The sequence below is a fragment of the Bacillus cereus group sp. BfR-BA-01380 genome (assembly GCF_022663535.1).
GTDB lineage: Bacteria > Bacillota > Bacilli > Bacillales > Bacillaceae_G > Bacillus_A > Bacillus_A cereus_BB.
The window spans coordinates 1-271 of record NZ_JAKUFS010000116.1 but is presented as its reverse complement, the minus strand read 5'-3'; the positions used below and the strand labels follow the sequence as shown (position 1 = coordinate 271).

Here is a 271-nt window from a genome sequence, read left to right as displayed (position 1 = left end):
ACGTCCTACTCTCACAGGGACAAAGTCCCAACTACCATCGGCGCTAGAGAGCTTAACTTCCGTGTTCGGTATGGGAACGGGTGTGACCTCTCTGCCATCATTACCAGACTTTTATTATTATACACATTCTTTTCAGAATGTCAAAAGGAATTTTTAAAAATATATTCCTTCAAAACTAGATAACATTGCTTCATATTATATGATTAAGTCCTCGATCTATTAGTATTCGTCAGCTCCACGTGTCACCACGCTTCCACCTCGAACCTATCAA

General features: G+C 40.2%; 1 rRNA gene. It reads right to left on the bottom strand.

Going from position 1 to position 271, the window contains the following annotated elements:
* Positions 1-108, bottom strand: a 5S ribosomal RNA gene (rrf, locus tag MR076_RS26175); the annotation flags it as partial.
* Between the last annotated feature and the right edge of the window lie 163 nt (positions 109-271).